The 22,344-nt window shown below is 60.3% G+C and carries 28 protein-coding genes and 1 pseudogene; 16 read left to right on the top strand and 13 right to left on the bottom strand.

Annotation, left to right across the window (positions count from 1 at the left end):
* Position 1 precedes the first annotated feature (1 nt).
* Entirely contained in the window at positions 2–286 is a 285-nt protein-coding gene (locus HQL44_09830; GenBank protein ID MBF0268881.1) for a hypothetical protein, read from the top strand.
* Here the strand turns inward: HQL44_09830 and HQL44_09825 are convergent.
* The 6 genes from HQL44_09825 to HQL44_09800 form a co-directional block, all read right to left on the bottom strand.
* Positions 283–687: a hypothetical protein gene (locus tag HQL44_09825; GenBank protein MBF0268880.1), complete on the bottom strand. Its 405-nt coding sequence runs from the start codon at positions 685–687 to the stop codon at positions 283–285. The two genes, HQL44_09830 and HQL44_09825, sit on opposite strands and share 4 nt — an antisense overlap.
* On the bottom strand, positions 684–2,018 hold the full coding sequence (locus HQL44_09820; protein ID MBF0268879.1) for a recombinase family protein: 1,335 nt from the start codon (positions 2,016–2,018) through the stop codon (positions 684–686). Before HQL44_09820 ends, HQL44_09825 begins: the two co-directional genes overlap by 4 nt.
* Positions 2,015–2,467 carry a DUF2924 domain-containing protein gene (locus tag HQL44_09815; GenBank protein MBF0268878.1) on the bottom strand — a complete coding sequence of 151 codons (453 nt, stop codon included), beginning with the start codon at positions 2,465–2,467 and terminating at the stop codon, positions 2,015–2,017. Before HQL44_09815 ends, HQL44_09820 begins: the two co-directional genes overlap by 4 nt.
* A 390-nt stretch (positions 2,468–2,857) precedes the next feature.
* Positions 2,858–3,115 (bottom strand): DUF3572 domain-containing protein, encoded by a 258-nt coding sequence (locus HQL44_09810; protein MBF0268877.1) that lies wholly within the window; start codon positions 3,113–3,115, stop codon positions 2,858–2,860.
* A gap of 105 nt (positions 3,116–3,220) precedes the next feature.
* Positions 3,221–3,469 carry a hypothetical protein gene (locus HQL44_09805; GenBank protein MBF0268876.1) on the bottom strand — a complete coding sequence of 83 codons (249 nt, stop codon included), beginning with the start codon at positions 3,467–3,469 and terminating at the stop codon, positions 3,221–3,223.
* Positions 3,469–4,182, bottom strand: a complete 714-nt coding sequence (locus HQL44_09800; GenBank protein ID MBF0268875.1) for a S24 family peptidase — start codon at positions 4,180–4,182, stop codon at positions 3,469–3,471. The genes HQL44_09805 and HQL44_09800 overlap by 1 nt, the downstream gene beginning before the upstream one ends.
* Before the next feature lie 100 nt (positions 4,183–4,282).
* Here HQL44_09800 and HQL44_09795 point away from each other — a divergent pair, with 100 nt between their 5' ends.
* The 12 genes from HQL44_09795 (at position 4,283) to HQL44_09740 (ending at position 12,683) form a co-directional block, all read left to right on the top strand.
* The gene (locus HQL44_09795) at positions 4,283–4,495 is read left to right on the top strand and encodes a hypothetical protein (protein ID MBF0268874.1); all 213 of its coding nucleotides are present in this window, start codon (positions 4,283–4,285) and stop codon (positions 4,493–4,495) included.
* 313 nt (positions 4,496–4,808) lie between these two features.
* Positions 4,809–5,135, top strand: coding sequence for a hypothetical protein (locus tag HQL44_09790; GenBank protein ID MBF0268873.1), 327 nt, complete (start codon positions 4,809–4,811; stop codon positions 5,133–5,135).
* Positions 5,132–6,049 carry an ATP-binding protein gene (locus HQL44_09785; protein ID MBF0268872.1) on the top strand — a complete coding sequence of 306 codons (918 nt, stop codon included), beginning with the start codon at positions 5,132–5,134 and terminating at the stop codon, positions 6,047–6,049. The genes HQL44_09790 and HQL44_09785 overlap by 4 nt, the downstream gene beginning before the upstream one ends.
* 17 nt (positions 6,050–6,066) lie before the next feature.
* Positions 6,067–6,642 carry a hypothetical protein gene (locus tag HQL44_09780; GenBank protein MBF0268871.1) on the top strand — a complete coding sequence of 192 codons (576 nt, stop codon included), beginning with the start codon at positions 6,067–6,069 and terminating at the stop codon, positions 6,640–6,642.
* 12 nt (positions 6,643–6,654) lie between these two features.
* On the top strand, positions 6,655–8,334 hold the full coding sequence (locus HQL44_09775) for a DEAD/DEAH box helicase (GenBank protein MBF0268870.1): 1,680 nt from the start codon (positions 6,655–6,657) through the stop codon (positions 8,332–8,334).
* Positions 8,334–8,540: a hypothetical protein gene (locus HQL44_09770; GenBank protein MBF0268869.1), complete on the top strand. Its 207-nt coding sequence runs from the start codon at positions 8,334–8,336 to the stop codon at positions 8,538–8,540. The genes HQL44_09775 and HQL44_09770 overlap by 1 nt, the downstream gene beginning before the upstream one ends.
* A complete protein-coding gene (locus tag HQL44_09765) occupies positions 8,533–8,739 on the top strand; it encodes a hypothetical protein (protein MBF0268868.1) in 207 nt (68 codons plus the stop codon). The genes HQL44_09770 and HQL44_09765 overlap by 8 nt, the downstream gene beginning before the upstream one ends.
* Complete coding sequence (locus HQL44_09760; GenBank protein MBF0268867.1) at positions 8,739–9,497, top strand: hypothetical protein; 759 nt, start codon at positions 8,739–8,741, stop codon at positions 9,495–9,497. The genes HQL44_09765 and HQL44_09760 overlap by 1 nt, the downstream gene beginning before the upstream one ends.
* A gap of 152 nt (positions 9,498–9,649) precedes the next feature.
* A complete protein-coding gene (locus HQL44_09755; protein ID MBF0268866.1) occupies positions 9,650–11,854 on the top strand; it encodes a hypothetical protein in 2,205 nt (734 codons plus the stop codon).
* A 16-nt stretch (positions 11,855–11,870) separates the two neighbouring features.
* Entirely contained in the window at positions 11,871–12,050 is a 180-nt protein-coding gene (locus tag HQL44_09750) for a hypothetical protein (protein MBF0268865.1), read from the top strand.
* Positions 12,047–12,244, top strand: a complete 198-nt coding sequence (locus HQL44_09745) for a hypothetical protein (protein ID MBF0268864.1) — start codon at positions 12,047–12,049, stop codon at positions 12,242–12,244. The genes HQL44_09750 and HQL44_09745 overlap by 4 nt, the downstream gene beginning before the upstream one ends.
* Entirely contained in the window at positions 12,237–12,683 is a 447-nt protein-coding gene (locus tag HQL44_09740; protein MBF0268863.1) for a hypothetical protein, read from the top strand. The genes HQL44_09745 and HQL44_09740 overlap by 8 nt, the downstream gene beginning before the upstream one ends.
* Positions 12,684–12,779: 96 nt before the next feature.
* On the opposite strand, the gene HQL44_09735 is transcribed toward HQL44_09740, so the two are convergent.
* Together HQL44_09735 and HQL44_09730 are read right to left on the bottom strand one after the other, a co-directional pair.
* Positions 12,780–13,208, bottom strand: a complete 429-nt coding sequence (locus tag HQL44_09735; protein MBF0268862.1) for a type II toxin-antitoxin system VapC family toxin — start codon at positions 13,206–13,208, stop codon at positions 12,780–12,782.
* On the bottom strand, positions 13,205–13,489 hold the full coding sequence (locus HQL44_09730) for a hypothetical protein (protein MBF0268861.1): 285 nt from the start codon (positions 13,487–13,489) through the stop codon (positions 13,205–13,207). The genes HQL44_09735 and HQL44_09730 overlap by 4 nt, the downstream gene beginning before the upstream one ends.
* 348 nt (positions 13,490–13,837) lie before the next feature.
* On the opposite strand from HQL44_09730, the gene HQL44_09725 reads away from it, so the two are divergent.
* Complete coding sequence (locus tag HQL44_09725) at positions 13,838–14,293, top strand: ParB N-terminal domain-containing protein (protein ID MBF0268860.1); 456 nt, start codon at positions 13,838–13,840, stop codon at positions 14,291–14,293.
* Between the two features lie 17 nt (positions 14,294–14,310).
* Here the strand turns inward: HQL44_09725 and HQL44_09720 are convergent.
* Positions 14,311–15,479 (bottom strand): IS3 family transposase gene (locus HQL44_09720; protein ID MBF0268859.1). Its coding sequence is split into 2 segments (ribosomal slippage): positions 14,311–15,215 and positions 15,215–15,479, totalling 1,170 coding nucleotides; the frame shifts between segments, so codons are not numbered across the junction.
* 41 nt (positions 15,480–15,520) lie between these two features.
* Between HQL44_09720 and HQL44_09715 the strand changes: the two genes are divergently transcribed.
* Positions 15,521–16,219, top strand: a complete 699-nt coding sequence (locus HQL44_09715; protein ID MBF0268858.1) for an adenylate/guanylate cyclase domain-containing protein — start codon at positions 15,521–15,523, stop codon at positions 16,217–16,219.
* Between the two features lie 269 nt (positions 16,220–16,488).
* Here the strand turns inward: HQL44_09715 and HQL44_09710 are convergent, their stop codons facing one another.
* On the bottom strand, positions 16,489–16,761 hold the full coding sequence (locus HQL44_09710; GenBank protein MBF0268857.1) for a hypothetical protein: 273 nt from the start codon (positions 16,759–16,761) through the stop codon (positions 16,489–16,491).
* A gap of 400 nt (positions 16,762–17,161) precedes the next feature.
* Between HQL44_09710 and HQL44_09705 the strand changes: the two genes are divergently transcribed.
* Positions 17,162–18,961, top strand: coding sequence for a pentapeptide repeat-containing protein (locus tag HQL44_09705; GenBank protein ID MBF0268856.1), 1,800 nt, complete (start codon positions 17,162–17,164; stop codon positions 18,959–18,961).
* A 197-nt stretch (positions 18,962–19,158) separates the two neighbouring features.
* Here the strand turns inward: HQL44_09705 and HQL44_09700 are convergent.
* From HQL44_09700 to HQL44_09690, 3 genes and pseudogenes are all read right to left on the bottom strand, one after another.
* Positions 19,159–20,213 (bottom strand): annotated as a pseudogene (locus HQL44_09700) (IS5 family transposase).
* A 211-nt stretch (positions 20,214–20,424) separates the two neighbouring features.
* The gene (locus HQL44_09695) at positions 20,425–21,528 is read right to left on the bottom strand and encodes a cytochrome b/b6 domain-containing protein (protein MBF0268855.1); all 1,104 of its coding nucleotides are present in this window, start codon (positions 21,526–21,528) and stop codon (positions 20,425–20,427) included.
* A 71-nt stretch (positions 21,529–21,599) separates the two neighbouring features.
* Complete coding sequence (locus tag HQL44_09690) at positions 21,600–22,226, bottom strand: cation transporter (protein ID MBF0268854.1); 627 nt, start codon at positions 22,224–22,226, stop codon at positions 21,600–21,602.
* Positions 22,227–22,344 lie beyond the last annotated feature (118 nt).

The following is a 22,344-nucleotide window of genomic DNA, read 5'->3' as shown; positions in this document are numbered from 1 at the left end:
CATGAATCTGTTGCAAGGACCGTTGAGCCTGGATAATCTTGCGTTCCAAAATTTTTTGCCGATGGGAACAATGAAACCGACAGATCAACTTCCTCTCTTCTCCCATCCAACCCAGCCCCGCAAGGCTGCACCAGAACCCGCGGAATTCTGGCAGGCTGTTCGCTCCCTTCGTCTTGCGGGTCATACGGTTTACCGGGCCGGGATCAGTCATCATCTTGTTGATGGCAAGCGGCTCGAGGAGAAGCAGTTGGTCAGGCTGGCAAAATGCCATCTGAGGGAAAGTTAATCTGTCTGCACAGGCCTACGATCAAACCCCTCCCTCTGCTCCGCCCATTCCACTGGTACGTCTTCCAGCAGGTCGGCCAGTTGCAGGGTGCGGGGCTGGCGGCCTTCCAGAATTGCCTCGACGATGTCGGGGGCCAGCAGGGTGAGGCGGAAGATGCGACTGACATAGGAGCCGTTCAGCTTCTCGGCCTCGGCCAATTCGTTCAACGAACGGACCTGACCGTCCTCGATCATGCGCTTCCACTTGAAAGCGCGGGCGAGCGCCTTCAACAACGCCTCGTCCGGCTTGGCAGAATGTCGTTTCGGAATGCCCTCTCCCTCGGGCACGATGATCTGCTTTCTCCCGCCGATGCGGCGAATGGTCATCGGAATGCGGAGGGTTAGGGTGTTTTGCGCGTTCATGCCGCTTTCCTTTTCCTCTGCGAATTCATGTCGGCCACCACGCTGGCCAGCCCGTCGATCCTAAGTTTGAGTTCGACGTCGCCGGGATGGACGGCCACCTTCTCGACCAAAAGCTCCAGGATGCGGGCCTGCTCGGCGGGGAACAGTTCGTCCCACAGGCGGTCGAAGTCCGTAAGTGCGCTGTGCACGCTGTCGGGCGGAATGCCCGCAGCCAGCCGTTCGACCCGGGCCTGGATTTCTGGGGCCTTCAGCAGGGCGCGAACCTGTCCGATGACGGCGGCTTCGATCTCGCCCGCTGCCACCGAGCGCACCGGGCATTCGCCGTGTCCGGACCGGATTGCCTTCATGCAGGTATAATAGCGGTATAGCCGCCCCTGCTTGCGGGTATAGGTGGGGGCCATGGCCCGCCCGCAATGGCCGCAATGGATCAGGCCTTTCAGCGGCGCAGGTGTTGCCGAGCGGGAATCGCCAGCGCGCACGTTGGGCGATTTGTCGGCCAGCACGGCGCGTACCTTGTCCCACGTTGCAGCATCAATGATCGCTTCGTGCTCGCCGGGCCAGCTTGTTCCCTTGTGAACCGCCTCGCTCAGGTAAAGCCGGTTGTTCAGCATCTTGTAGATGTTGTTCTTGTTAAGCGGGCGGCCCTCGCGCTGGCGCCCACCCTGGGTGGTCCAGCTCTTGGTGCGATATCCGTCCGCTGACAATTCCTTGACCAGCAGGGTGGCCGAGCCGATTTTCAGGAACCGGGCGAAGATGTGGCGGACCAGCTTGGCCTCTTCCTGGTTGACCACCAGCTTGCGGTTGACGACGTCGTAGCCAAGGGGTGGATTGCCGCCCATCCACATCCCCTTCTTGCGACTGGCCGCGAATTTGTCGCGGATGCGCTCGCCGATCACTTCGCGCTCGAACTGCGCGAAGCTGAGCAGGATGTTGAGCGTCAGGCGCCCCATGCTGGTCGTGGTGTTGAAAGATTGTGTCACAGAGACGAAGGTGACGCCGTGGCGGTCGAAGACCTCGACCAGCTTAGAGAAATCCATCAAGGACCGGCTCAATCGGTCGATCTTGTAGACCACGACCACATTGACCTTGCCTGCCTCGATGTCAGCCAGCAGGCGCTTCAAGCCAGGGCGTTCCAGATTGCCGCCCGAGAAGCCGCCGTCGTCGTAGCGATCAGCCACCGGCAGCCAGCCTTCCTGTTTCTGGCTGGCGATATAGGCTTCGCAGGATTCCCGCTGGGCGTCGAGCGAATTGAATTCCATGTCGAGGCCCTCTTCCGAGGACTTCCGGGTGTAGATGGCGCAGCGCAGCTTGCGGAAGGGGGCGGTTTTCATGCGCTGTGCTTCCGATGATTTTTGAGCCCAAAGAAGATCAAGCCATTCCAGCGGGTACCTGTGATGGCCCTGGCAATGGCAGAAAGCGATTTGTAGGGGCGGCCCTGATATTCGAAGCCTTCATCCAGGACGGTGACCTGATGGTCGACGCCCTGCCATTCGCGGACCAACCTCGTTCCGGAGATGGGCCGGTTGTTGGCCAGCGGCTTGCGTTTCAGCACATTGCCGCTATCCAGGTCATCGGCCATTTCCTCCAACCGGCGGATGGTCTCGGGCTTCAAGCCGCCATAGGCCAGTTCCTGGATGCGATAGGCCAGGCGGCTTTCGAGGAAACGGCGGTTATAGGGCGGCGGCTCCTTGCCATGAAGTTCCCGCCAGAGATTCTTGAGGCCCGGCGTCGGCGTTTGTTTAAGGGCAGCCAGCCTGGCCAGCACGGCATTATCGGTCATGCGTTTCTCCCGCTCTCATTTGGGTGTTCGCATGACCGCTCTGGCCGGGCGGTAAGTCGAGGGAACTTTCTCTGCCCTGCGCAGATAAAGCGCTGGACTTCAGGGCCGCCAGACGCATGACGCCAACGGCTAGAATCTCGGCAACTTCATCCAGCCGCTCGGCGGCAGTCATGCGATGGGGAGAAAGGGCGTTGGTCATCGTTGCGTACCGGCGTTTTGTTTGCTTACCGGCAGGCAAGGTGCTCCGCGAACATAAACTAAACAAGCGATATCAATTCGCTATAGAAACCCATCGAAAACAAAAGAACATCCGAGAAAATCTCAGCATCTTATTGCTCATTGGTCCCCAGAAATTCTCGTAACATCGACCACACAATTGATATGCTCGGATCAAGGCAGTTTTGCACGAGCCAACATTGGTATTTCTGGCGCCATCGACTGGCTCTCGGAAAATGCAATCGTGGTCGGTTCATTACCTAGAATAAAGTCGAGCACCGAGCCTAAAAAGGAACGGTCCGCCAAACGATCCCGTATGTCTTCGATGCTGCTGCAGCCAGTCAGGTTGATGAAACGGGGCATCAGTTCTTCGTCAGCAGCGATATAGGCCATGGCTTTGAGTGCGATCGTCTCGGCATCCTCCACGGTGATATTGGCAATTCTATCTTTCTGACGAGGTTGGTACGGCTTAAACGGATCCACTTGTCCTCCAATCCATCCAAATGTTTCGGCAACGCGGCAACAGCGCCAAACCTGTCATACGAAAAACCATCGCCAGATTCCCACGAGATCAATGATCAGAAAAACGGCCTGCAGCAAAATGAGGCTGGGCTCGCGCATGGCCCATCCGGCATAAGTCCAGAGCGATGATGAAATCGCCCATGCGATGAATCCCCAGCCGACAACGCCGACATTGGCCGCAACGAGAATTGCACCCAGAATACCGGCTGCTGTTCCAATCCATTTGGCTGCACTGAGCAAGTGAATGTTATTCTTGCGCCGCATCACAGCCGCCTCGCCGTCCAAATGACCCGGCCCACGATATTGACCTCTTCGGCAGTGCGCTCATAGGTCTGATATTCCGGGTTGACCGAGCGGATGATGACCTGCGGTGGATCCGAGTGGGGAATGTGTTCGACGCGCTTGGCCACAAGTCCCATGCCATCCCAAATGACAAAGATACCGGGGGGCACCGGCACCTTCTGACTGGTATCGATGAGAATGCGATCCCCGCTGGCGAGAAGAGGCTCCATGGAATCGCCATCAATGGTGATCATTCGAAGATCAGAGGCCTTGGCCCTGAACTCGTGACGGATCACCGGATCGGGAAACAGCCAGGTTTCCTTTGTTTCTTCGAGGCCGTCATTGATCACCCCATGACCGGCAGAAGCACGGACATCGACCTCTGAGACCGGTGAAAAGCCATCCGGGGTCTTTCGTGAGCGAGCAGGCGCCTCATTCGCACGGCCTGATGATGAATCTGCCGAACGCGCCTTTCTGGGTGGAATGACGGCGTGGCGCAGCTCGTTCTCGTCCACTCCCAGAAACGCGGCCAGCGCGCTTCGCAGGTCTTCCGGCAGCACCTTGGGGGTTCCCCGGAAGATGAACTGGTGCAGGTAAGCCGCATTTCTCCCAACGGCGAGGGAGGCATGCTTGAGGTCGGTGCCCCCATCCTGAATGAGCTGAAGCAGTCGGATGCGGACGGGATCGAGGTCCATGGGGGTCTATCTCCTTGAATCGGCACAATAGGAAATTGACAAACTTTTCCAATTGACGCAATGGGAGTTTGTTGATTTGAATATTCCTATCATGGAAACAATCGTAGAACATTTCCGCCAGAGGGTCGAGACCTTCCTTGAAGCGACAGGGTTCAAGCCCAGCGAGTTCGGTCGGCAATCCATTGGCGATGCATCGTTTGTTCTCAATCTTCGCCGTGGCCGGTGCCCACGTCTGGATACAGCAGATCGCGTGATCGCCTTCATGAATGAGGTCGAGCGAAAAGCCCGCCACCGGACAGATAGGAGGGAATAATGGATAAATGTCCTATCAAACATCTCAACCAAGTCGACTTGTCCCGCCGATGGAGCCTTAGCCCGCGCACGCTGGAATGTTGGCGCTGGCAAAAGGTGGGGCCGCCATATCTCAAGGTCGGGGGGCGGATCGTCTACCGCCTCGAAGACGTCGAAGCCTTCGAGGCCGCGAAGCTTCACGAGACTTCGCTATGACCCCGCAGCATTTCGCTCGAACACGCTCCGCTCATTTTGTTTTCCCTCCGGTTCGCGGGCGAAACCGAGCGAAATCCCGCGAATTTGAGATTCCATCCGCATCGGGTAGTTCAATGGATATGAAACGCACCGACACAACTTTCCGACAGATCACCGAAACCGAATTCTGCTCGTGGCTCTCCACAGCCGCGCCGGGAGACGCCCTCGAATACTACCGCGGCTTTCTCTGCATCGATCGGGGCATCGCCGCCCGGACCGCTCCGAACAGCGTCATATGGCGCACAGCCGCAAGAGCATTCGATCTGGCCGAGCGAGGTCTCGTCCATCTGATCCAGAACAAACTGGATGAGGGTCGCTTCAGCTATGTCGCCATCGCAAGGCCCCATCGTCACAAACACCCGATCCCCTTCTCCATTCTGATGCAAGAAAAGGAAATCCGGAAATGAGCCTTCGCATCATCACCGCCGATCAACGTCTGGCGGAACCCCGCGGCGTCAAAGCCTGCATTTTCGGAAAGCCAGGGATCGGCAAGACAAGTCTGCTGTGGACGCTGATGTCGAGCACCGCGCTGGCCGACAGCAAGTCGCCGACTTCGACGTTGTTTATGGATCTTGAGGCGGGCGATCTCGCCATCGAGGGTTGGCCGGGCGACACCATCCGGCCCCGGACCTGGCAGGAATGCCGTGACTTCGCCGTGTTCATCGGCGGCCCCAATCCGGCGCTCCGCGACGAACAGCCTTACAGCCAGGCCCATCATGACGATGTCTGCGCGCGTTTCGGCGATCCAACGGCTCTTGACCGCTACGACACGATCTTCGTCGATTCGATCACCGTCGCCGCGCGGCTTTGCTTCCAATGGTGTCGTGGGCAGCCGGACGCATTCTCCGAGAAAACCGGCAAACCGGATATTCGAGGTGCCTATGGGCTTCTGGGCCGCGAGATGATCGCCTGGCTGACCCATCTTCAGCATACGCGCGGCAAGAACGTCATCTTCGTTGGCGTGCTTGACGAGAAGCTCGACGACTTCAACCGCAAGATCTTCGTGCCGCAAATCGACGGCGCCAAGACCGGCTTGGAGCTGCCCGGCATCGTCGATCAGGTCATCACCATGACCGAGATCAAGGATGAAGAAGGCAAACTTCATCGGGCCTTCGTCTGCCAGACCCTGAACCAATGGGGCTATCCGGCAAAGGACCGCAGCGGTCGCCTCGATTTGATCGAGGAACCTCATCTCGGCCGCCTGATGGAAAAAATCCGCGGCCCGGTCCGGCCCGCCACCGAAAGGCTGGAGTTTGGCCGGCCGTCCTCGCCCGGGCAGGAGGCTCAGTCCCCCGCCAATCCCGATCAATCCCAATCCTGATGCAAGGAGCAGAAGACATGTCAGCTTCATGGAACGATTTCAACGACGCCAAGCAGGTCGCCAATTTGATTCCCAAGAACACCCTCGCCAAGGTCAGACTCACCATCCGTCCTGGCGGCTATGACGACCCGACCCAGGGATGGACGGGCGGCTACGCCACGCGCGGCAACACCGGCGCCGTCTATATCAGCGGTGAATTCACGGTGCTGGAAGGCCCATTCGCCCGGCGCAAGATTTTCACCCTGATCGGCCTTTACAGCCCCAAGGGGCCGGACTGGGGCAACATGGGCCGGGCCTTCGTGCGCGGCATGCTCAATTCCGCGAAGGGCCTGTCCGACAAGGACACGTCGCCCCAGGCCCAGACGGCGCGACGGATCAGCGGCCTTGCCGACCTCGACGGGATTGAGTTCGCGGCCAGGATCGACATCGGCAAAGATGCCAACGGCGAGGACAAGAACGAGATTCGCGCAGCCATCACGCCTGACCACAAGGACTATGCGGCGCTGATGGGGACGGTTTCGGCTCCGTCGTCAGCAACAGCATATCGTCCGCCGCCCGCCGGCAGCGCCGCCCGTCCCTCTTGGGCGCAGTGATCGGAGACGGCGATGATCTTGCGCCCCCGCCAGCGTCTGTTCGTCGAGCGCAGCATCCAAGCGCTTGACGAACACCGGAACACTCTGGGCGTCGCCCCGACCGGGGCCGGCAAGACAATCATGCTGTCTGCCGTCACCGGCGACATGATCGGCGACACCCGCGCCAAGGCCTGCGTGCTCGCCCATCGCGACGAACTGACCGAGCAGAACCGCAGCAAGTTTCTCAAGGTCAATCCGGCGCTCACCACCTCGGTGGTGGATGCAGGGGAAAAATCCTGGCAGGGGCAGGTCACCTTCGCCATGGTGCCGACCTTGGCGCGGCAATCCAATCTTGCCGCCATGCCGGTCCTTGATCTGCTGGTGATCGACGAAGCGCACCATGCCGCCGCCGACAGTTACCGGCGGATCATTGACCGGGCTCTGCATCTCAACCCCATGTGCGCCATCTTTGGGGTGACGGCAACCCCCAACCGGGGGGACCGGAGGGGATTGCGACCGGTCTTCTCCAACGTTGCCGACCAGATCCGGATCGGCGAACTGGTCGCTTCGGGGCATCTGGTGCCGCCTCGGACATTCGTCATCGATGTCGGCGTCCAGGAGGATTTGGCCAAGGTCAAGTGCTCGGGCGACGACTTCGACATGGCCGAGGTTTCAAAGGTGATGAATACCGTACCGGTCAATGGGGCGGTCACCCGGCACTGGCTGGAAAAGGCCGCCAACCGTCAGACCGTGGTGTTTTGCTCCACCGTCGAACACGCCCGCAGCGTCACAGCCGCTTTCCGGGATGCGGGTGTGAACACCGTAATGGTGACCGGCGAGACGAGCGAAGGTGAGAGGCGCTCTGCCCTTGCCGACTATGCCTGCGGCAAAGCCAGGGTGGTCGTCAATGTCGCCGTGCTGACCGAGGGCTGGGACCATCCCCCCACCAGCTGCGTGGTGCTGCTGCGCCCCAGTTCCTTCAAGAGCACCATGATCCAGATGGTTGGCCGCGGCTTGCGCACCGTAAGCCCCGAAGAGCATCCCGGGATCATCAAGACGGATTGCATCGTGCTGGATTTCGGCACGTCGAGCCTTCTGCATGGCTCGCTTGAGCAGGACATCTATCTGGCAGGAAGCGACGGCACAGGAGACGCGCCAACCAAGGAATGCCCGGAATGCGGGGCCATCGTTCCACTGGGCGTGACCGAATGCCCCCTCTGCGGCCATGTCTGGGAACGATCCGCCGCTGTCGCAGGAACGCCGATTGGCGATTTCGTCATGACCGAAATCGATTTGTTGAAACGCTCCAGTTTTCGCTGGTGCGATCTTTTCGGCGACGACGCGGCATTGGTGGCCAGCGGGTTCAACGCCTGGAGCGGCATCTTCTTCCTGAATGGCCGCTGGTACGGCGTTGGCGGTCTCAACCGGCAGAATCCGTATCTTCTGGCCATCGGCGAGCGCACGGTCTGTCTGGCCGCCGCCGACGACTGGCTGAACCAGAACGAGACGGACGAAAGCGCTCACAAGACGAAACGCTGGCTGAGCCAGCCTCCCTCCGACAGGCAGCTTGCCCTGCTTCCGACAGAATATAGCAATGACCTCGGCCTGACCCGCTATCAGGCCTCAGCTTTGTTGGCCTTCAGGTTCAATCGCCAGGCGATCCGCTCCCTGGTGTTTGGGGCCAACGGGGACGAGGCAAGGAGGGCCGCTTAATGGAAATCATTCATGCCCTCCAGCTTTCGTCTTTGCATGTGGCATCCGCGTGGAACGCTCTGCGCCGTCTGCTGGCGGCCAACTCGTGGTTTTGGCTGGTTCGATCCGGCTCACTCGAATCGGCCCCGGCCATCGGTCTGGTTCTGCTCCATGAGTTGCCAAGGCTTCTGGACGCGATTGGCGCGGGAGCGTCCTGGCATGGTTGACCTGACCCAGCAGGAACGTGACGCCATCCGCGCCGCCATGAAGCCCCTAGCAGAAATCATGGAAGAGATCGGCTGGCAGACCCGCCTGATCGATCTTTCCGAAGCCCAGGTGCGGACCTTGATCGAAGCTGCCGTCGGCGGCTTTCAGGAAGCCATGCGCGACATGGCAAAGACCGTTGAACAGGAGATCCCCTTCTGATGCTGGATTTCAATCATCGCCCTAGTTTCACCGAAACCGTCAACGTTGCCATTGACAAGGGCCTGGTCGCCGAACGGGCGAATGTGCCGCCCCGGACCTATCTGGGTGCCTCGCGTCTTGGCCACGCTTGCGAGCGCGCGCTCCAATTCGAATTCGCAGGTGCCTCCAAGGACGATGGCGCCGATTTCAATGGCCAGACGCTGCGCATCTTCGCCATCGGCCATGTACTGGAAGACTTGGCCGTCCGCTGGCTGCGGGGCGCCGGCCTTGATCTCTTCACCCGCAAGGGCAATCGTCCTGATGGCGAGCAGTTCGGCTTCTCGGTCGCTGGCGGGCGCATCCGGGGTCATGTCGACGGCATCATCGGGACAGCGCCGCCTGAGATAGCTCTTGGCGTTCCAGCACTTTGGGAATGCAAGACCATGAACGCCAAGAACTGGCGTGAGACCGTCGCCAAGGGCGTTGCTGTTTCCAAGCCGGTCTATGCCGCCCAGATAGCTCTTTATCAGGCCTACATGGAAGGTCTGGTGCCGGGCATCTCGTCCAATTCGGCCCTGTTCACCGCCATCAACAAGGACACGGCCGAGCTTTATCACGAACTGGTGCCGTTCGACGGCGAGCTTGCGCAGCGGACCAGCGACCGGGCGGTGCGCATCCTTGAGGCCACCGATGCGGGCGAACTTCTGCCCCGCATGACCTTGGATCCCGAATTCTTTGAATGCCGTTTCTGTCCCTGGAAGACGAGGTGCTGGGCATGACAGTACAGAATCCCCTACCCATGACGGATGGACCGGCTCCCGATCCCAAAATGATCGCCATCTATGTCGAGGCGGTGTTCGGCTATTGCGACGGCTGGGTTCCGGTGCGGGCCTTGCCCGAAAAGGGAGCGGAGGAATCGCAGCCGTCCCATATGCCCTTTATTGAAGCCGACGCCGATCTGGCATCCAAACTGTCCCGCCAGGCGGCCTGGGCGGCCAATGGCGGCATGGCCCTTTTCGTGGTCCCCGGTACGGTAGCAGCACCTGGAAAGGCGAAGGCCGAGGATGTCGCGCAAACCCAGGTGGTTCTGGTCGATCTCGACCATGGCGACATCGCGGCCAAGCGTGACCATCTGATCCGCCATCTCGGCCCAGCCACGCTCGAAGTTGCCTCCGGGGGAATCACGGACGAGGGGCAGCGCAATCTGCATCTTTATTGGCGGCTGACGGAACCCGCCGAGGGCGGTGACATCGCCACCGTTTGCAGGCTGCGTCACATCATCGCCACCAAGGTCGGTGGCGACACCTCGTTCCGCTCAGCACATCAGCCGATCCGCGTCGCAGGCTCGATCCACGCCAAGAGGGACCGCAGACTGGTCGAGATTCTTAGCACAAGCACCTCCGAATACGATCTCGGTGAATTGGCCGAGGCGGTCATGGCCATGCCGCCGCTTGAAGGCGAAGGGGCCTCCTGGCTGGATTTCAACGATGCGGGGACGGGCAAAGGCACGGTTACGGAATTGTTTGGCCAGCAGGTTCGGGAGGGTGGCATCGATGGCGCCACCCGCTTCGAAGCACTCTCAAGGGTGATCGGCTATTGGATCCGCCGTTGCCGCGAGGGGCACGTCACCCCGGCCCAGTCCTGGGACGAGATCGTCGCCTACAACGAGGCCAGGATCGATCCGCCCTGGGCGCTGGATCGCCTCAAGCAAGAGGCCGAGCGTTTGTGGCAACGCGATCAACAGCATGTCAGCGTACAGGAAAATGATAATCAGGAAGGTGATGATCCCCTTGCCGATGACGACCAGGACCCCGTTCCGGTCGCCTTCACCGAGGACGCTCTGGCCGCCTCCTTCACGCAAATCCATGCCGAGGATTGGCGCTATGTGGCCGCCTGGGGGCAATGGCTGTGCTGGACCGCCAAGCGTTGGGAGAAGGAAAGCACCCTTCTGGCCTATGATCTGGCCCGCCTGATCTGCCGGGAAGCGGCCTCGGCCTGCCGCACGGCCAAGCTGAGAGCCAAACTGTCATCGGCAGCAACCGTGGCGGCGGTCGAACGCTTGGCCCGGGCCGACCGCTCCCATGCCGCCACTGCAGAAATATGGGACCGCGATCCCTGGCTGCTGAATACCCCGCAGGGTGTGGTCGACCTGCATACCGGCAACATCATGCCGCATGATCGAGCACTCGCCATGACCAAGATCACCCTGGCGACACCAGAGGGCGATTGCCCAACCTGGCGGCAGTTCCTGGTTACGGTCACCGGCGGCGATCGTGAGCTTCAAGCCTACCTTCAGCGCGTGGCAGGTTACTGCCTCACCGGTGTCACCAGCGAGCATGCGCTGTTCTTTCTCTATGGCACCGGCGCCAACGGCAAATCCGTGTTCGCCAACACCCTGACCGTCATCCTGGGCGATTACGCCACCGTGGCGGCGATGGACATGTTCATGGCCACCACATCCGAGCGACATCCCACCGATATGGCTGGCTTGCGCGGTGCCCGCGTCGTCACCTCCATCGAAACCGAGCAGGGGCGCCGCTGGGCGGAAAGCAAGCTCAAGGCCCTGACCGGCGGCGACAAGATCACCGCCCGCTTCATGCGCCAGGATTTTTTCGAGTTCGTCCCGCAATTCAAGCTGCTGGTCGCCGGCAATCACAAGCCGGCCATTCGCAATGTCGATGAGGCGATGCGCCGCCGTCTCCACATGGTGCCCTTCACCGTCACCATCCCCCCGGCTAAGCGCGACAAACAGCTTCCCGACCGGCTGTTGGCCGAACGCGACGGCATTCTCGCCTGGGCGGTCGAAGGCTGCCTGGAATGGCAGCGGACGGGGCTCAGGCCTCCGACAGCGGTGATGGCCGCCACCGACGAATATTTTGAATCCGAGGACGCCCTTGGCCGCTGGCTCGACGAGCGCTGCGTTTGCTCCGTCAATCACACCGAGATGTCGGCGGCCCTTTACGCCGACTGGAAGAGCTGGGCCGAGGCCAATGGCGAGTTCACAGGCTCGATCAAGCGGTTTGCCGAGAACCTGACCAACCGGGGATTCGAGCAGTGGCGCAGCAAGAACGCTCGTCACTTCCGCGGGCTTCGGTTGTGCGAGCAATCGAGAACTGCCGGTGAAATGGAATTCTGAACCCATGAGGTCGAAAATGAAACGCAGCAATATCAATGCGGTGACGGATGTGACGGATTCCCTCTATATAGGCGTCACGCATGCGCGTGTGCGCGCCTATACGGGTTATAAGGGAGAACCCGTCACATCCGTCACCACCAGGGAAACCAGGGCCAGAATAATCAGGGCCAGGAAAATCAGGAGGGGTGTGCGATGAGATATTTCCCCAAAGGTTATGGTGGCGAGCGGCGCGATCCTGAGCAGGTCAAGCGCGAGGGCTGGAAGCGGCAGGGCGTATTGGTGATCGCCGAAGACGATCAGCGCCTGAACTGGCCGGAGCGCGAACTGGTCAAGCAACTGGGCCAGAGGCTCTACGGCCCGCGCCCGAAATCGGAGGCCCGCCATGACTGACTGGACGCCCGAACAGATCGAGGAACGATTGGCCGAAGCCGCGGATGTGCTGAAGCGTCTGCCTGAGGAAAGGGTGCGGGGATATTTCGGCGTCTGGCCTGAGGTCGTTCACGATTTCTCCGACATGGTCGGCCGGGAACCGCAGCCCATGCGCCGCCCTCCACCTTTGGCCGCGGCAATCTCGCGCATGGAGGAAACGCTGGCCTGGATGCGTTTCCTGGCGGGCGAGGACGGCAAGCTGGTCTGGGCGCGGGCCGAAGGCGCTCAATGGAAAGAAATCTGCTGGCGGTTCGGCGTCAGCCGGGCGACGGCGAATCGGCGCTGGCAATATGGCCTTAGCGTGATCGCACTCAAGCTGAATGGACGCAGGGTTCCGGGTAAGCGCTCGCAGTCCTTCGTGGTGGCGCGCGCCAATCATCTGTCAAGCATGAATGGATAAGTGAGACATTTTTCGGTGAGACATCGGTATGTGAGACAGATGCGCCTGGGCAGCGGTATGCTTTCGCCATGATCGCGAGAGGCGCGACAGCAAGGATTAGCGATGAGCCTTCACTGCTTCGAACGGATTGACCAATTTGGCCCCCAGGCCGTCCACGTCGGCCAGATTGCGGGTGGCCAGGGTCATGCGATGCACCTTGGCCGTAGCGGCAAGAAGGCCGTCAATGGTCGGAATGGAACGCCCACCCGCCATGCGGCCCCATTCCTCGGCAACCGCGTCGTCAACCGGCAGGATGCGGCCTTGGAACGCCTCACGCACCTCAGCCAGCCATTTCTCCAGCGCCTTGGCGCGGGCCGGTTCTTTGGGGCGGGCGCGCTCGATGCCCTTCCTGATCTCGCCCAGCACCAGCACGCTGAGATAGAGATCGGCGTCGTCGATCCGCTCATACCACGCCGCCACGTTGGCGTCGCATCTTTCACCCTTGCGGACCTCGGAGATGATGTTGGTGTCGATCAGGTAGTTCATAGATCGACGTCCCGTCCGAAGTCGCGGTCGCGTTCAAGCTCGATCCCTTCGAGCGGAGCGGATGCCAGGAGCGCCTTCAGTCCCCTGGCCTTTCCAGTCCCGAAGCGTTCGCGCAGCAAAGCGCGCGCCTCGCTCTCGCGTCCAGGATCCAGGAGCGCCTGCACCACGCCCTTTACCAGGTGCGCGTCGTCCTTCTTCACCTGCACCTCAAGGCGGACCACCCCCTGCTTCTTCAGGCGCTTTCGGTACGTGGACACAGCATCCTTGCGCACGGCGGTCATGGCGGGCTCCTTCAAAAACTCCGGATATATTTCCGGAAACACTGTTACCGGAAATGTTACCGGAAATCGTGAGAGGCGTCAAACACCTCGCAAGCCTTTGATAATGCACGGATCCTCCCTGGCCGATAGGGTATGCTGGCGGCAACAGCGCAAAAGATCGCTACCGACAGCCCGAAAATTTGGGTTACCACCCGGTTACCAGTTACCACCCTGAGGGCGCGCAAGTCTTTGATATGCGCGCCTTTTTCCGTTTCGTGAGGTGGTAACCAAGGGTGGTAACCAGCCCGGTAACCGGCCCGTCAGGTTACCGGTTACCACCCCCAGGTTACCAGTTGAGGTTACCACCCCATGTCCCTGCATTTTCCCGACGCGGTCGAGCACTGGCCGATCGACCGGCTGCGCCTTTATGAGCGCAACGCGCGGACCCATTCGGACGGCCAGGTGGCGCAGATCGCCGCCAGCATGATCGAATTCGGATGGACCGTGCCCATCCTCGCCGACGGCCAGGGCAACGTCATCGCCGGTCACGGTCGGCTTGCCGCTGCAAGCCAGCTGGGGCTGGACACCGTGCCGGTGGTCGTCCTCGACCATCTGACCGAAGCGCAGCGCCGGGCCTACATCATCGCCGACAACAAGCTGGCCTTGAACGCGGGTTGGGACGAGGAGTTGCTGGCCGCCGAGCTTCAGGCTCTTGCCGACGAGGAAATCGACCTGTCGCTGCTCGGCTTCGACCAGGACGAGGTCGATCGCTTGCTCGATGGACTGGACAGCGGAAACAGATCAAATCTGGACTGCCTGCGATGAGTGGTCCGGGTGCTATGTTAGTTCAAGACGCCCCCTGATGCCAAGCTGGGCGTTCGGCGGAGCGTAGCGGAGCCGGACGTCCAGCTTGGCAGGATCGCTTCCGGCGCAGGCGGACGATAGCCCAGCGTACTGTGCGGACGCACCTTATTGTAATGTTCGCGCCATATGGCGGTGATGATGCGCGCCTCTCCCAGCGTGTAGAAGATTTCGCCGTTCAGCAGTTCGTCACGCAGCCTGGCGTTAAAGCTTTCGATATAGCCGTTCTCCCACGGACTGCCGGGTTCGATGTACAGCGTTCTGACACCGATCTTGCCCAGCCATTTGCGCAAAGCCCTTGCAATGAACTCAGGCCCGTTGTCGGACCGTATATGGAAGGGCGGGCCGCGCTCGATGAAATGATCGGCCAGCACCGCCAGCACGTCCTCGGACGGAAAGCGGCGCTGCGGCACGATAGCCAGGCATTCCTTGGAATATTCGTCGACGATGTTCAGCATGCGAAACTTCCTGCCATTGTGAGTGCGGTCTTCCACGAAGTCATAGCTCCAGACATGGCCGGCGAACTCGGGCCGGAGCCTGATGCACGAGCCATCGTTCAGCCACAGGCGCTTGCGCTTCGGCTGTCTTGCCGGAACCTTGAGACCCTCCCGCCGCCAGATGCGCTCGACCACCGAAAGGCTGACATCCCAACCCGCCTGTAAAAGCAGGGCGTGAACGCGCCGGTAGCCGTAACGTCCGTATTGCCGGGCCAGTTCGACGATGTCCGCCGTCAGACGCTTTTCCTGTTCGTCGTTCTTGGGCGGCTTGCGTTGTGTCGAACGATGCTGGCCGATAACCTGGCAGGCGCGCCGCTCGGAAACCCCGAGCTCTTGGCGCACCTGCTCAATGCAAATCCGGCGGCGGGAGGGACTTAAAAATTGACCTTCGACGCCTCGGCCAGAATCTGTTTGTCCAAGGAAAGGTCGGCCACCAGCTTCTTCAGCCGCAGGTTCTCCTGCTCAAGTTCCTTCAACCGGCGGGCCTGATCGACCTTCAGGCCGCCGTACTCCTTGCGCCAGCGGCAGAAGGTCTGTTCGGTTACACCGATCTGACGGCAAGCGTCCGATACCGTGCCGCCCTTGGCGGTCGCGATCTCGGCCTCACGCAGCTTCCCGATGATCTGTTCCGGCGTATATCTCTGACGGGACATGCTTTTTCTCCTGTATCAATGGGCCAATCCTAACTCTAAGGATGGACCACTTTCGACAGGGCGACGACTGGGATGGGCAGCCTGCCAGCCAACTCACTGAAACGGATTTCGATGTCCTGAAGTGGGGACGGATCGGTCGTCGGCAGACCGTTATCTCCACGCGTTGTCGTCGCAGACCGAAACCCGAGGAGATGGTCGGCACGCCTATGGTCCTAAAGTCGCTTTTGTTTGCCGACGTAAAGGGTTCTTCGAAAATCGAGGAGGATGCGATCCCCATATTCGTCGATCGCGTCCTGGGCGGCTTTGCCAAGAGCATTGCCCCCTTCGAGGACAAAGTCGCTTACCGAGAAACGGCGGGAGATGGTCTCTATATTGCCTTTACGGATATTGCTGCAGCAGCAGAATGTGGACTGGAATTGATCAAGAGCATGCAGCGGATCGATTTTCACGGCCTTCCTCCTTTGGCGCTTAGGGTTTCCGCCCATGTCGGCGCGGTCTATTCCATGCGCGATCCCGTGACGGGTTATCAGAAATTCTTTGGAGGTGATATCGTCCGTGCGGCACGTATCGAACCAATTACCCCCCCTGGTTATGTCTACGTAACGGAAGAATTCGCAGCTCAGCTGTATCTGGAGGCAAGCGAGAGGTTTAATTGTGACTATGTCGGATGCCTGGACAGCGCAAAAGGCTACGGATCGTTTCGCATGTATTCTCTGCGTCACAGATACAAAGGAGAATAACCAGAGCGGTTGTTCGGATCGGGCAGCAACAAAATCCCGATCAGATCTTCGAAATCTGTCACCAGCGCATTGCGGGCGGGAGCGTTCATTAAGCTCCGTGAGCCTTCCAGCCTTTTCCGGCTGAAGCAGGAGCGAACTCCCAGCACCGCGCTGATCCACGCCAGCTCATTTGACCAGAGACCCAAGTTTCATCCTGCCCCAGGTAGAGTCCCAATGGCATCTGAGCTTGCCCCCAACCTTGGACCAGGCTGGCCTGGAAAAATCCGGCCCTAAGCCAGTTGCCTGAACGGATCGCTTGAGCGCATGGCGTTGGCGCCATAAAGAAGCGCCGCCAGGGTTCCGACGGCGAGCCCGACACCAAGCGGCCCAGCGGCTGCGGCGCCGAGAGCAACAACGGCCCCCTTGCCAAGGAGAAGCAATCCCTTGGCCTTCACGACCGCAGCACCTGCGGCGCCGACGCCAATTCCCGCGGCCGACTCCGTTGCTGCACTAAATCTCTGGCGGTTCGCTTGACGGCCCGAGATAGCTGCTTGCGTCTTCATGACCTTAGCCCCCAGATATGCGAGTGCGATTTATTTGCAAATAGAATAACGTTGGCGGCGGGAGCTGTCAATATCCCTGCTCCGACACGGGCTCAGGCCCCCCTGCCCCCGGCTCCCGCCCCGACTCCGGTCCGCCCTTGATCCCTGCCGGGGGGTAGCGGCCTCATCGTCGATCGTCGCACCACAAGCGCTGGGATGGCGCAAAGAAGCTTCCCAGGCCTTTCGGAGCCAAGCGCCCGCATCTGAAACGCGGGGCTTCGAGAAGCAATCAACACATCAAATTGTTGTTCTCAACGCTGGACCCTAACGAGATATTGTGGTTCAATCCAAGAAGGGCTAATCCATAAAGCTTCGGAATATCAGTTTACCTTAGCGACGAAGGGCTATTCCGGACGGGGGCATGACGAACGTTCATCATCTACATGTTGTAGGACAGGGGGCTGGCCGCTGGAATGCGTGGCGCCAGCAGGAGCCCGATGTTCTGCCCGATCTGGCCGGTGCCGATCTGAAAGGCGCCGATCTTGCCGGAATGGACCTCACGGGCGCCGTCCTGTCTTTGGCCAATCTGCGCAAGGCTGACCTTTCTGGGGCGAATTTGCGGCTGGCCAATCTGGCTGGCGCGAATATGGATGAAGTCAATCTCTCTGGGGCCTATCTCGAAGGAGCAACCATCGCAGGCGCCTATCTTTTGCGGGCCAATCTTTCAGGGGCTTGTCTGCGCAGGGTGAATTTGGCCGGCGCCAGCCTGGTGGGAAAGATCAATCTTTCCGGTGCCGATCTGACGGGGGCGAATCTGGCGGGGGCGCGGCTTGTCGGAGCCAAGCTGACCGGCGCCAATCTGACCCGGGCGATTTTGGCCGGAACAGATCTACGCGAGGCCGACCTGGGCGGCGCTATGCTGACGGATGCCGATACCAGCGGCGCCAAGTTCGATGGCGCCAATATGAGTGGCGCCATCATCCGCGACTATCGCGTTGGCGGCCGGCGGCGCCCGTATTCGGACGATGACGCGGATGGCGGCGACGACGAAACCGGCGAGCTTGATTTCGATGCCGGTCAACCCGGCAAGGGCAAAGAAGAAAAATCGCTTAAGCAGGAAGGAGAGGCGCAGGCCCCAACATCTTCCAGGGTCGAGACAAACGAATCCGTAGCGCCCGAAATTGCGCCGACAGATACAAAGATAGCCGCATCCGAGCCAGAATCCGCCTCACTTATGGAAACGCTGGAGGCTCCGACAGCCGAAGCGCCCCAACTTGAATCCGCCCCCCTCGAGGCCAGACAGCCTTCGCCGCCGATAACAGCACCCGAGTCCGCTGAGGAAATCGCCCGGCAAGTCCCCGTTGCCGAGCCCCCGTCGCCTCCCGTTGAAGAGGCCCGGCAGCCCTCGCTTCCCAAGGAGCCCGAGCCGGTTAAAACCGTCGCTTCCCTGGCTGCCGAGCACGCCCCCACTCCTGCCGAGATCGTCGTTCCAGCAGAGCCCGAGGCCCCGCCCGTTCTTGCCGAAGCGCTCCTGGAGATGGCCCCGGCCAACGCTGCCATCCCTGCAGAGACATCGCCCGCGCCAGAGCCTGCAACTGCGCAGCAAGCCCCGGTGGTTCATCCACAGCTTGCCCCGGCACCAGCCCCGGCACCAGAGGAAGAGGCGGATGAGGGCTTCTACACCTACGAGCGCAAGGATTTGGCCATCTTGATGCTGTATTCCGAGCCCTTCAGCCGCAAGACGAAAGAGGAAAGACGTCTGCTGGTGGATCTGCTCATGCAGTACAACAAAATCTTTTTTGGCGTTAAGACGCAGATATCCATGGCCACCAAGGATAGCAGCATCATCGCCGGATTCGAGAATCCGACGGACGCGTTACGCTGCGCCGGTCTTTACATCAACATCTTGCGCGACATGAAGGTAGATTCAAGCGTCTGTGTGAATTGGGGCTTTGCCACGATACGCACCGACATGGATGAAACCGGCCACAGCGACCTTCTTCTGAATTCGATCAGCCCGGCGGCCCGCCTGCGCCCCATCGCCACCTCGGGCGAGGTTCTCATTCTGGAAGAGCTCTTCTCGAACGCCGCCACCGACAAGGAACTCTTCGTGTTCGAGCCGGTAACCCGCAAGTGGACGCTGTCTTCGGATCAGTCAGGTCCCAGCGTCGACGTGCTGTGCTATCGCGTGCGCAACCGCGAGGTCTCGGGAACGGCCTAGGGTCAAATGTTTTCTAGCAGGCTGCTGAAAAGCCCTTCTGTTTGGCGCCGCCTTCCCCCCTTCTGTGCCATTGGCCGGGGATTTCGGCCTTTTTGGCGCCGCATTTTGCGGCTTCTGGGGTTATTTCCGGTTCAATCGCCCCGGTTCGGACGCAATTATCCTGTGTTGGACACCAGTTTCGGGATGCGGACCAGATTCTAGGCGACGAGCGCCATGGTGAAGACGGCCTGCACTTTCGCCAGCCCGCGTACCTTCACCTTGACCAGCCCGCCGGTGGTCTTGCTCCAGCCGAAGATTTCCTCGATCCGCTTGCGGATGACCTGGCTGATGGCGTAGCCCGGATGACGCGTCATGCGCCATCTATGGCGGTCTTGCGCTTCTTTCCGGCTTTCGTTTCATACCCGTTGATGGCGATGTGCGGCGTTACGTTCCTGTCGCGCAGATCGCCGATGAACTCGCTTGCGTCATAGCCCTTGTCGCCGCCCAATGTGATCCGGCGCTTGGGGCATCCGGCGGCGTCGAGCATCGAAAGCGCCGCATCGCGTTCCGTCGTGCCGGTGGCATGCGTGACCTCGCCGCCCACGGCCAGGCCATTGCGGTTCTCCATCAGCGCATGGCCCATATAGCACAGGCGGCTGGCCTGCCCACTGCCCTTACGATACAGGCGGGCGTCGGGATCGGTGGTGCTGGCGTGCGTCTCGTTCAAACGCTTCTCGCCCTTGAAATCGCGCTCGGCATTGCACCCCGGCCCAGACGGATCGACAGGGCTGTCCTTGGGCTGGAAGCTCTTCATCGACGCCCAGGCGTCCAGCAATGTGCCGTCCACCAAGAAATGCTCATGCGACAAATGCCGCTTCACCCGCGAGTTCGACAACAGGCCAGAGAGAAATCCTTGCGCCACATCCGCCGTCAGAAGCCGGTCGCGGTTCTTGAAAAAGGTGCTGGGGTCCCACACCGGATCGTCGATCCCCAGCCCTGCGAACCAGCGGAAAAGCATGTCGAACTCGATACGGTCCATCAACTGGCGTTCCGAGCGAATCGTATACAGCATCTGCAACAGGCTGGCACGCAGTAGGCGCTCCGGCGCAATCGAAGGACGTCCCTCGTCGGCGTAAAGCCGGTCAAACTCAGCATCCAGCCCGGCCAGCGTCTCGTTCACCAGATCGCGGATAAGGCGCAGGTGGTGCTTCTTCGGAACCCGCTCTTCAAGATGGACGTAACTGAAAAGGCTGCCCGTCTGCCCGTCCGATCCGCCATCTCGTTCCCCCCTTGGCCGTCACAAAAAGTGAATCACGGCCAAAGGATCAATGCCAGGGGTTTTTCAGCAGCCTGCTAGAGTGTCCTTATCGATCCGGAAGCTCGAAAATCGCTCGTTTCAAATCTCACGAACTTCCGGATCGGGACACTGGATGTGCCCCGCGATAAATCCTGGCGCGCCTTCTCGCTGTGAAAGACCGCTGACATCAGCGAGGGTTTGGCGGCTTGCTGTCGATGGCCTGATCCGCGAAGGTGCCGCTTGATGCGTCGGCATGGCAGCCTGAGCAGCGCAACGCCCCCCCGGCAGCAAAGAATTTTGCCTCCTCGATGGCTTGGTGCTTCATTCTCCAGAAGGGAGTCGCCGTGATTCTGGGCGCTTCCAACGTCGAAGCGCTGCCGATGGCAAAGGCGGGCTCGGTACTGGCCGTCTCGGCGGCATGGGCCAACAGCCACCCCATAATCTCGGACAGCTCGTCAGAGACAGGCGCCACATGCTTTCCAAAATGAAGGGGAAGATTGCCGACAATGGCCTGCCAGGCCGGGCTGGACAGCAGGCTTGGATGAAAAGGATCGTGGCAACTTCCGCAATGGCGCACATAGTTTGAGGTTAGCGTGATCGTGGGTGGCGGCGGAAACAGCAGCGCCAGCAACGCAAGGGCGAGTCCCAGAAGAGCGGCCTGTCCCAGGCGCTTGGCGGCTTGGCCCCAGGATCGCCGCGCGGCATAAGGAATATGAAAGGCCGCTTCCTTTTTGCCGTCGATCATGGCCTTGGGCAGATTCTGTTTTGTCAGAAGGCTCTCCGCCAGAACCCCAACCACATGAAGGGCGGCCAGCGCCAGCAAGGCAAGCGTGGAAAGGCCGTGCAACACCTTGGCGTGATGCCCGATCACGTAGGGAACGGCGCCGGCCAGAGGGCCCTGCCTTTCCTCTCCGCTCAAGACGAGGATGCCGGTCACAACCACGACGGCCATGACCGTCATCAAGGTTACGACCATCACCAATCCCAGCGGGGTGTGGCCCAAATAATGTCTTGGACGAAGCAGCGTCAGATCCAGCAAGTGATGCAAGATTTCCTGTCGGCGCAGGGGAAAGCTGGAAAACAGACCATACTGCGAACCGACATAACCCCAGAAAAAGCGGGTCGCCAGCAAAACGGCAAGGGCGCATCCCACCGCGACATGAAGGCCCAGCCAAGGGTCGGAGAGCAGGAACCCCGTCCCCGAGGCAAGGAGCACGCCAAGAACGCTCAGCCAATGAAAGATGCGGATGAACGGATCCCAAACCTGAATCTTGATGTCGTCGCCGCTCATGCCCCTGCTCTGTCCCGCCTTATTGACGCTAAACTATAGCGTCCAATCTGAACGCGGGCTGAGCAAGGTCTTTATGCGGGTCTTGCCTGCTGGCGCACCGCTTGAACAGAGCGGCCGAGCACGCCAAACGACGAGTTTAGAAAGAGACAGGCGATCAATCCGCCGACGATGATGTCGGGCCAGCGCGAGCTGAGAGCATAACCGCCAAAGGCCGCCAGCAAAACGGCGGAATTGGCGATCAAGTCGTTTCTGGAACAAAGCCAAGTCGAACTCATATTCAGATTGTCTTCCCGATGGCTGTAGAGAAGATAAAAGCAAATCAGGTTGGCGGCCAGGGCCAGACCACCCACAATCCCCATCGTCTCGACACCCGGCATCACCGGATTGAGAATCTTGTAGATAGCCTCCCCCAGGACGCCGAGCCCGAACAGAAGCATGAAGATGCCTTTGCCAAGGGCGGCGACGGCCTGCCAATGTTCCGAGCGGGACAGCACGAACAGGCTGAATCCGTAAACCAGGGAATCGCCCAGCATATCGAGCGAATCCGCGAGCAACGAGGTTGAACTGGCCAAGATGCCCGCCGATACTTCTACGAAAAACATGGTGGCGTTGATGGCCAGGACGGCCCAAAGGACGCGCGCATGTCTGGCCTTCAGAGCGCTGATCTCGCAACTCTTGTTTTCGCAGCAACTGGCCATTCCCAAAAGACTCCCCGTCAAGGCCCCATGCCTCAGCTCTGAGGCTAGATAATATTGACATCTATTCTCATTTGCAACTAGCCTTTGGCTTTCAGGGGCTTTCGTGGCGCTGCGCGCT

The sequence above is a fragment of the Alphaproteobacteria bacterium genome, from assembly GCA_015231795.1.
Taxonomy (GTDB): domain Bacteria; phylum Pseudomonadota; class Alphaproteobacteria; order Rhodospirillales; family WMHbin7; genus WMHbin7.
This window is presented reverse-complemented; position numbering and strand designations above follow the sequence as displayed.